This is a genomic window from Aeromonas sp. QDB62, assembly GCF_027705695.1.
Classification (GTDB): domain Bacteria; phylum Pseudomonadota; class Gammaproteobacteria; order Enterobacterales; family Aeromonadaceae; genus Aeromonas; species Aeromonas allosaccharophila.
Genome location: NZ_JAPDCD010000124.1, coordinates 1 through 1,088 on the forward strand (window position 1 = coordinate 1; position 1,088 = coordinate 1,088).

A 1,088-nucleotide genomic window follows, 5' to 3' on the forward strand; every position below is an offset into this window, starting at 1 on the left:
CGCGAATTCAGATAATAACTGCAACACCCATGGTGCATAGGAGAGAAGAGGCCAACTGCCGGTTCTGGTACGCTTCTTCTCGCCAAAGAAACAAAGCGGAACACCATGAGATACCATCAGTTGACCGAAGGACAACGATACCAGATCGCCTGCCTTCATGACCATGGCTTGAGCCAAGCAATGATTGCCCGCAAGGTGGGTGTGCATCCATCCACCATTAGTCGCGAACTCCGTCGCAACCGGTGTGCGCAAGGTTATCAACCAGCAGAGGCTCATCAATCGGCCACCCTGCGACGATGTTCCAGCAGCAAATATCGTGTCCCGGAAGATACCCTTATTTTCGTGACCATGGCGTTGGCCGCAGACTGGAGTCCGGAGCAGATAAGCTCGGTCTGCAGGCGCATTGGTTGCCCTGTCAGTCATGAGTGGATCTACCGCTATGTGGCGCAGGATAAGGCCAACGGTGGCAAGCTGTTCCGTCACTTGCGGCAAGGCCACAAACGTTACCGTAAGGGACAGAATGCCAAGCGCTGCGTGATCCCCAACCCGGTATCGATCGATGAGCGCCCAGCGATAGTCGACTCTCGTAGCCGATTGGGTGACTGGGAGGTGGATACCGTTTCGGGCAAACAAGGTAGTGGTGCCATCGTGACACTGGCCGAGCGTAAGAGCCGACTCTACCTAGTGCAGTATGTGCCTGCCAAGACGGCAGCTGCAGTGGCCGATGCCATCATCTGCATGCTAGAGCCCTACAAGGCACATGTTCATACAATCACCGCGGACAATGGCAGTGAATTTGTGGAACATGAGCGAGTAGCCAAGGTGCTAAATGCCCAGTTTTACTTCGCGCATCCATACAGCGCGTGGGAGCGAGGTCTGAACGAGAACAGCAATGGCTTGTTGCGGCAGTATGTGCCCAAGGGCAGCGACCTGAGCCAGCTCAGCCCGGATGAGTTGTCGGCCTTCGAGCGGCGACTCAACCTTAGACCGCGCAAATGTTTGGATTTCAGGCAACCGCAGATCGTGTTTGATGAACTACGACAGGTTGCTTGATTTGGCGGGTGTTGCACTTCGGAGTTGAATTCGCG

The 1,088-nt window shown here is 55.1% G+C and carries 2 protein-coding genes; one reads left to right on the forward strand and one right to left on the reverse strand.

Annotation, left to right across the window (positions count from 1 at the left end):
- Positions 1 to 207, reverse strand: a 207-nt coding sequence (locus OKC27_RS22710) for a hypothetical protein (protein WP_206635992.1), incomplete at its 3' end; no start/stop codon positions are given.
- On the opposite strand from OKC27_RS22710, the gene OKC27_RS22715 reads away from it, so the two are divergent.
- On the forward strand, positions 106 to 1,053 hold the full coding sequence (locus OKC27_RS22715) for an IS30 family transposase (protein WP_031285326.1): 948 nt from the start codon (positions 106 to 108) through the stop codon (positions 1,051 to 1,053). The two genes, OKC27_RS22710 and OKC27_RS22715, sit on opposite strands and share 102 nt — an antisense overlap.
- Positions 1,054 to 1,088 lie beyond the last annotated feature (35 nt).

Coding starts and splice junctions, on each gene's coding strand:
- OKC27_RS22715 (WP_031285326.1), top strand. CDS start 106: ATGAGATACCATCAGTTGACCGAAGGACAACGATACCAGATCGCCTGC.